The sequence below is a fragment of the Alterinioella nitratireducens genome (genome assembly GCF_013155465.1).
GTDB lineage: Bacteria > Pseudomonadota > Alphaproteobacteria > Rhodobacterales > Rhodobacteraceae > Alterinioella > Alterinioella nitratireducens.
In genome coordinates this window covers 1-6,977 of record NZ_JABJVX010000033.1, presented here as the reverse complement: position 1 = coordinate 6,977, position 6,977 = coordinate 1, and the positions used below count along the sequence as shown (strand labels likewise).

Here is a 6,977-nt window from a genome sequence, read left to right as displayed (position 1 = left end):
CGAGGTGAAGCGCACCCTGTCTTCGCCCGCCGTATTGCCAGCCCGGTCGCGCACTTTCGGGCGCTGAATATCGAGCGCGCCGATCCCCGTCTGAATGGCTCGTTCCGGTCCGTGCCCATGCCTGACCACTCGCCGACGCCCGTCGGGCAATGTCTCGTCGGCAAAACTGGCGACGAAGGCATCGGCCTCCGCCTTCAGCGCCTCGGCCAACATGCGCCGCGCACCGTCGCGCGCGATCTCGGTCAGCGGGTCCGCGACGGAATCTGGCTGGTGAAACGGAATGATCGTGGTATCGTCTTTCATGGCGTATCGCTCCCTTCCTGGAGGTTCTGGCAGGCTCAACACCCGCCACGATACGCCGCCCTTCCCAGGACGCCATCACCCAAATTCTGGCATAGCTCGTCGAGACTGGCGGAAAGTCCCTCGGCAGGAGCGACCATGCGCACCCGGCGGCGGCAAGATACTGGATCGCATTCCAGACCCGGCGTAACTCCACCTTGCGCGGACGCCCAAGGTGGTTGCGACCGGGCAACAATTGCCGCACGATCTTCCATTCCGCATCGGTCAAATCGCTTGGATAGCGCTTCGTCTTGCGCCTATGCTGCGAACGGGTGAATTCGGTCCAGGCCATCGTGATCTCCGTTTTGTTTCGCAACCGAACAGAATCACAACCTGCTGAATTCACTCAACCCATTTCCGATCAGACACTTAGATGCCGAGGCATCCACGGTCGCCGCGATTTCGCGGCGAATCGCGGTCTTCTCCTCAATCGGGCGCCGGCCGGTTTCGCGCGCTCGGTTTCTCTCGGCCCTGTGCTGCCAGAGGGTGACCGCCTCAAGCAGTCCATCCCGCCGCCCCACAGGGCGCCAGGCTCCTGTATCGGGATCCTTGATGTAGATGTGGCTAATGTCCCGAGGATCATAACGAACATCGAGAGCATCAATTCGATCACGGCGGGCGACCAACGGGCCCAACCATGGATCGAAATAGTCGTTGGAAAACAGGCTGACACCTTGAGGTGAAATCCTGCGTGTCTTGTTCGGGAGAAAGCTGAGCAGAACGTCGAAAGGGTTGTCTTCGGGGCCGTCCGGCTGACGGCATTTTCGTTCCCATTCATTGGTCGGGACCGTCAGCTTGCGTTCATTCTGGCTAAGATTGTGATCGATAATCGCCAGCACGATACAGCGTTCGAGGTCTGCAAAGTTGAGCCTCGCACGGTCTTCGGACAGATACTCACCCCGATCCGCGATCGAACGCCCGGTCTTGCCAGGCAGGGAGCGCAGCACCGTATTCACCTTGCCTAGAAGCCGTTCGACAACCCCGCCACGATGGACGGTCCCCTTGTTCCGGTTTTGAATTGCAATGCCGTACTCGGCACAACCCCGGATGAAACTGGTGCTTCTGAATTCCATGGCGGAATCCACGACGACCTTCTTCGGGCGGCCAAACATCGACCAGGAATGATTGATGTCGCGCGCTGCCAGCCAGTCCTCCTTGCGGCACATCGCCTGCGCCAGACAGAGGGCGACCGACAGGCGTGAGGGCTGCTCAAGGGTCAGGCAGAAGCCGATAATCGCGCTTGTTGCAACATCGGCTGCGATAGTGAGATAGGGGCGTCCAACATAGATGCCCTGACCATCGATGACTTCCACAAACTGGATGTCGGCGGGGGTATGGTCTATCTGGACAACATCGAGTGCGTGTTTGGCCCGGATATAGCCTGGGCGGGGTTTCAGGCGCCGTAGGTTTTTCCCTCCGGAATGTCGTCGTCGTGCAATCTCCTCGGGCGTGAACAGTCGTGGGATACGCTTGGAAACGGTGACATAGGCGGGTGGATCAAGCCCTTCGCGGATCGCGCGGGCGGTTGGCTCGATCTCATGGGTCAAGCCGCCGATCTCCATCCTATCACGCGGGCCTGCATGGGGTTTCACCTCTGGAGCCTAGCGGGTCTCGGCCAACATGGCGACAGGATCGAGGCCGCTGTCACCGCCAGGATCGCGGCCAGCGATGGAAGCGGTGCCATCTTTGCACCGCTCGCTATGGGTGGGGCAGGGGGCTGCGTGCCTCGGGCTTGCCACCCGAACGCTTGGCCCGCTGGTTGGATGGGATGAACAGCGCAATTCTGACGGCGATGCGTTATCTGGATAACATCGAGGCATGGGGCATCCGGGCAGAAGGCGCAATGTCCCAGCTTTCTGGTCGCACTCCGGTCGCTCTACGTTCAGTGTTGACGGAGTGGCCTTTGCTGTCGGCCCCAATGGCGGAAGTCTTAACCGGCGCGAGCCGCGCGGCCGTTCAGAGGAAGTTAGCTTGGATGGAGGCACGCGGGCTGATCCGTGAGGTGACCGGGCAAGGGCGTTACGTAATGTGGCGGATCAAGGACTAACTGTTGTTCAGAGCCAACCGCCACGGACAGTGACTGTTCGCCCCGGTTCACTTTGGCCAGCGTGCTCGCATCGTTCTCGGTGTCTAGCCTGCCGAAACCCTCGTCGATAAGGATCGTGTCCATCCGGATTTTGCCCGACAGGCTCTCGACCTCATCGGCGAGCCTCAGCGCCAGGGCCAGTGCCGCGATGAAGGTCTCTGCTCTCACATGCTCCGGCCCCCTCCCACGAATCTTGGGAATTCGAGTCGCTCCGCTGCCCCGTAAAGTTGCCGTCAAGATCGAGTTGACACTCCTGACGCGATCTTGAACAGTGCTTGAAATCTTCGCAGACATAAGATCTGTTCCGAGGGGAGCGAATGTTCTTGATACGTATAATCGACGGCCTCAACGAGGTTGTCGGCAGGGTGGTCGCCTGGGTTGCAATCATGTTTGCCGGACTGATCGTCTATGACGTGGTGCTGCGCTATGTGTTTCATGCGCCGACGCTCTGGGCATTCGATCTGACCAAGCAACTCTACGGGTTCTACTTCATCCTTCTGGGCGGTTACGCGCTGCGTCATCAGGCGCATGTGCGCGTCGATCTGGTGACGGACAAGCTGTCATCGGGCCTGCGCCGGGTGGTCGAACTGCTGGGATACCCGCTCTTCTTCTTTCCGTTCGCCTGGGTGTTCGCCTATTACAGCTTCCACTTCGCCAAGCTGTCCTGGGAACAGGGCGAAACCACCTATGGCGCGACGCAGTTGCCGCTCTACCCGGTCAAGATCGCCATGGCGGTGGCCGCGGCACTGCTGCTGATCCAGGGCGTGTCCGAATTCCTCAAGCTGATCCTCAACAAGACGGAAGAGAACACCAATGTCGGGTGAACTGATTGCCGTTATCATGGCCGGGCTGCTGGTTCTGGGCCTGTTCATGGGCCATCCGCTGGCCTTCGTGCTTGGCGGCACCGCGATTCTGGGCGCGGTGATCGCGGGGCGCACGCAGGTTCTGGGCATCGTGGTGAACCGGATCTACGGCGATGTGCTGGACAATTACGTTCTGATCGCCATTCCCCTCTTTATCCTGATGGCCAGATTCCTGTCCGATAGCGGCGTGACCGACAAGATGTTCGAGACATTGCGCCTGCTGACCTCGCGGATCACCGGCGGATTGGGGATGACCGTCGTGCTGATCTCGATCCTGCTGGCGGCGACGACCGGGATCATCGGCGCGTCGATCACCGTGATCGGGGTGATGGCCCTGAAACCGATGCTGCAATATGGCTATTCCACGCGGCTCAGCACCGGCCTGATCGCCGCTTCGGGGTGCCTGGGCATCCTGATCCCGCCCTCGATCATGCTGATCCTGATGGCAGCGAATTCGACCCTGACAGTGGGTGAGCTGTTCGCCGGTGCTATGGTGCCAGGCGTGCTGCTCGGCCTGCTATACGGGCTTTATATCGCGGTGGTGGCCTTTTTCCGCCCCGACCTGGCCCCCGCCGTCAAGGTCGAGGAACGGGTCAGCCGGGGCGTGCTCCTGCGGATGCTGATGGTCGAGGCGCTGCCGCCGCTGGTGCTGATCTTCGGCATCCTGGGCACCATGCTGGCGGGCGTCGCCACCGCGACCGAAGCCTCGGCCGTGGGCGTCCTGCTGGCGCTCCTGATTGTCATCGTGCGCGGCAAGTTCGAATGGGCCAGCTTCACCGGCGCCATGCGCGAGACCGCCCGCACCTCCGCGATGATCCTGTTCATCGTCGTCGGCGCCACCGCCTTTACCGGGGTCTTCAACATCACCGGAGGCTTGCGTGCGACCCAGGCCCTGCTGCGGTCGCTGGACATGGAACCCTGGATGCTGATTACGGTGATGATGTTCATCATCTTCCTGATGGGCATGTTCCTCGACTGGACCGGGATCGTCCTGCTCAGCTTTCCGATCTTCCTGCCCGTCGTGCAGGAAATGAACATCGACCTGCTGTGGTTCGTGGTTCTGATGGCGGTGGTGCTGCAAACTTCGTTCCTGACCCCGCCCTTCGGATATGCTCTATTCTACATGCGCGCCATCGCGCCACCCGAGGTCAGGATATCCGACATCATCCTTGGTGTGCTGCCCTTCATCGGCCTCATTGTCGTGATGGCGATTGCCATCGCAGTCTTTCCGGAACTGGTCATGTGGCTGCCCGAAGCGCTTTCCATCAACTAACCTGTATCCAACTGGAGGAGTAACGAACATGAAAATCAAGACAAGCATCATGGCAACGGTCGGTGTGCTGACTGCGGGCCTGGCGGCGCCAGTTGCCGCGCAGGAAAACTGGACCATGACCACGGTCTGGCCGTCCTCGCTGGAACTGATCGAGATGGATCGCAAATTCGTTGAACTGGCGAACCTGCTGACCGGTGATGCCCTGACCATCGAGCTTTTCGAAGGCGGCACCTTGGTGCCTGCGGGCGAAGTGTTCGGCGCGGTCGAATCGGGCACCATCGAGGCCGGCGCCGACTGGCCGGGCTACTGGGCCGGGCGCGACACCGCATTCTCGCCGCTCGCAACCCATGCCAGCCTGTTCAACGCCATCGACTATGTGAACTGGATTCAGCAATGGGGCGGGGCCGAAATCTATAACGAGGTCTACGGCCAGTTCGGCATGGTCTATCTGCCCTATGGCGTGACCAACAACGAATCCGGCTTCCGTACCAACACCCCGATCCGCACGACCGAGGATCTGGAAGGTATGCGCCTGCGCCTTTCCGGGCTGGAGCAGGGCCGTCTGCTGACCCAACTGGGCGGCAGCCAGGTGTCGATGGCCGGTGGCGAGATCTACCAGGCGCTTGAGCGCGGGGTGATCGACGGCGCCGAGTTCTCGACGCCGAATGTGGACTGGTCGGCAGGTTTCCAGCAAGTCACCACCGATTGGTCGACGCCGGGCTGGCACCAGTCCTCGTCCGTCTTCGGCGTGATGATTAACCAGGCGGCATGGGATGCGCTGGACGAAACCACCCAGGCGCAACTGCGCGCCGCTGCGGATGCCACCATGCTGTGGTCGCTGGCCTTCACCGAGCGTCGCTCGAACGATGCCTATCTGCAGTTCCAGGAAGCCGGGATCGACATCTCGCGCCTCGATGACGAGACGCTGGCAACGATCCAGGAAATGGCGAATGCCACCATCGAGGAGGTCGCCTGCGAGAACCCGATGTCGGCACGGGTCTATCTGAGCCAGGTCGAGTATCTGACCGATTACGCCAACTGGCGTGATGCGTCCGCCCCGTTCAACCTGGGCCGGACCCCGGATGGCCCCGACCTCGAAGTGCTGCGCGGCTGCGCCGAGCAATAAGACCGGCTTTGGACGGTTGACTGCCCCGCCTGGTTCGCGCCGGGCGGGCTTTTTTTGTTCGGCACAGGATCGCGTCGAGCTTGGCGGCCTACTCTGCCGGGTCGATCGGTGAGTGACAATGGCCGCAACGTGACACCCGGGTCAGGTCCATCTCTTGGATGCAGCCCCGGCCAGGACGCGCCCGGAACCCGCGACCCGATCCCCGCGTTCAACGACAGGGCGCAGGCCGCGACACGGGAAGGAGCATCAGCCATGGCAGGGGAATACGCAAGGACCGCACATCGGGCATCCCGTCCTTGCCGCTGATCTTGCCCGCCTCATGCGCCGACTGGATGGGCGAGAGCGGCGGCACATACCAGACCATCGGCAGGGTGCGGTATTCGGGATGCAGCGGGAAGGCGATCTTCCAGTCCATCGCCATCTACCAGATCGGCGAACGCACGGCCGCCTCGATCCATTGATCGGGAATGCCTGCGCGCGCCTCCTCCTGCACCTCAGGGTCGTGCGGGTTCAGGAACACGTCGAGATGTGCCGGGTAACCGTGCGGTCCTTGGCCCCCTTGCCGTGGCGGACCTGGATCAGCATGCGGTCACTGTCGATATCCGTGACCTTCAGGCTGACCGCTTCCGAGGCGCGCAACCCTGCGGCGTAGGCCGTCGTCAGTGCTGCGCGCGCCTTCAGGGATGGCACGGCCTCAAGAAAGTACACAACCTCTTCGGCACTCAGGATCGTTGGTAGCTTGCAGGGAGTGCGCGCATAGGCGATCCGCTCAGGGATCTCCGCCCGGTTCAGCGTCACGCCATAGAAAAAGCGCAGGGCGCAGACCGTCTGGTTGAGCGCCGGCCACGAAATGCCCTGCGACACCAGATAGACCTGGAAGGCCCGGACATCCTCCACCCCCAACCGATCCGGTGAGCGGTTGAAATGCCGACTGAACTTGGCAACGGCATGAAGATAGGATCGTTGTGTGGCCGGCGACAGGTTGCGAAGCGTCATGTCGTCGATCATACGGCGGCGCAGCGGGCTTACCGCTGGTGTGGCATCAGCCATGGGATGGTCTCCTGATCAAAGGTTGGTCTCAGCAACCAAACCTTCCCATCAGGAGGCCATTCCCGCCAATAGCGACGCCCCTCCCGCTTCAGCGGGTTCGTTCAATCCCGAATGCGATCAAGACCGACATGCTCTAAGCGCCGTCTCGCGCCGAAGGTCCCCAGGTCAGGAACAGTTGGCGCGGATCATGCGTTGGATCAGTGGACCAAGGGGGCTGATGCGAGACTTCCCCCCTGTCAC

At 61.6% G+C, this 6,977-nt stretch carries 8 protein-coding genes and 1 pseudogene; 4 read left to right on the top strand and 5 right to left on the bottom strand.

Annotation, left to right across the window (positions count from 1 at the left end; translation table 11 throughout):
• A partial coding sequence (locus HNS34_RS21145; protein WP_456236983.1) for a transposase occupies positions 1-631 on the bottom strand: 631 nt, incomplete at its 3' end.
• Positions 632-665: 34 nt separating this feature from the next.
• A complete protein-coding gene (locus HNS34_RS21065; protein WP_328700581.1) occupies positions 666-1,412 on the bottom strand; it encodes a Mu transposase C-terminal domain-containing protein in 747 nt (248 codons plus the stop codon).
• A 426-nt stretch (positions 1,413-1,838) separates the two neighbouring features.
• Between HNS34_RS21065 and HNS34_RS20870 the strand changes: the two are divergent.
• Positions 1,839-2,386: pseudogene (locus tag HNS34_RS20870) on the top strand (hypothetical protein); the annotation flags it as partial.
• Here the strand turns inward: HNS34_RS20870 and HNS34_RS20140 are convergent.
• Entirely contained in the window at positions 2,306-2,593 is a 288-nt protein-coding gene (locus HNS34_RS20140; protein WP_172321869.1) for a hypothetical protein, read from the bottom strand. The pseudogene HNS34_RS20870 and the gene HNS34_RS20140 overlap by 81 nt on opposite strands.
• 149 nt (positions 2,594-2,742) lie before the next feature.
• On the opposite strand from HNS34_RS20140, the gene HNS34_RS20135 reads away from it, so the two are divergent.
• The 3 genes from HNS34_RS20135 to dctP are packed head-to-tail and all read left to right on the top strand — an operon-like array spanning position 2,743 to position 5,687.
• On the top strand, positions 2,743-3,249 hold the full coding sequence (locus HNS34_RS20135; protein WP_172321868.1) for a TRAP transporter small permease subunit: 507 nt from the start codon (positions 2,743-2,745) through the stop codon (positions 3,247-3,249).
• Positions 3,239-4,561, top strand: coding sequence for a TRAP transporter large permease (locus HNS34_RS20130; protein WP_172321867.1), 1,323 nt, complete (start codon positions 3,239-3,241; stop codon positions 4,559-4,561). Before HNS34_RS20135 ends, HNS34_RS20130 begins: the two co-directional genes overlap by 11 nt.
• A 28-nt stretch (positions 4,562-4,589) precedes the next feature.
• Positions 4,590-5,687, top strand: coding sequence for a TRAP transporter substrate-binding protein DctP (gene dctP / locus HNS34_RS20125; protein ID WP_172321866.1), 1,098 nt, complete (start codon positions 4,590-4,592; stop codon positions 5,685-5,687).
• A gap of 208 nt (positions 5,688-5,895) precedes the next feature.
• Here the strand turns inward: dctP and HNS34_RS20865 are convergent, their stop codons facing one another.
• Both HNS34_RS20865 and HNS34_RS20115 read right to left on the bottom strand, forming a co-directional pair.
• Positions 5,896-6,108, bottom strand: coding sequence for a hypothetical protein (locus HNS34_RS20865; RefSeq protein WP_235952832.1), 213 nt, complete (start codon positions 6,106-6,108; stop codon positions 5,896-5,898).
• 89 nt (positions 6,109-6,197) lie between these two features.
• A complete protein-coding gene (locus HNS34_RS20115) occupies positions 6,198-6,737 on the bottom strand; it encodes a tyrosine-type recombinase/integrase (protein ID WP_172321865.1) in 540 nt (179 codons plus the stop codon).
• Positions 6,738-6,977 lie beyond the last annotated feature (240 nt).

Bases quoted from the DNA above. Each gene is read 5' to 3' on its own strand.
- HNS34_RS21065 (WP_328700581.1), bottom strand. From the start codon at position 1,412: ATGGAATTCAGAAGCACCAGTTTCATCCGGGGTTGTGCCGAGTACGGC.
- HNS34_RS20135 (WP_172321868.1), top strand. From the start codon at position 2,743: ATGTTCTTGATACGTATAATCGACGGCCTCAACGAGGTTGTCGGCAGG.
- HNS34_RS20130 (WP_172321867.1), top strand. From the start codon at position 3,239: ATGTCGGGTGAACTGATTGCCGTTATCATGGCCGGGCTGCTGGTTCTG.
- dctP (WP_172321866.1), top strand. From the start codon at position 4,590: ATGAAAATCAAGACAAGCATCATGGCAACGGTCGGTGTGCTGACTGCG.
- HNS34_RS20865 (WP_235952832.1), bottom strand. From the start codon at position 6,108: ATGGCGATGGACTGGAAGATCGCCTTCCCGCTGCATCCCGAATACCGC.
- HNS34_RS20115 (WP_172321865.1), bottom strand. From the start codon at position 6,737: ATGGCTGATGCCACACCAGCGGTAAGCCCGCTGCGCCGCCGTATGATC.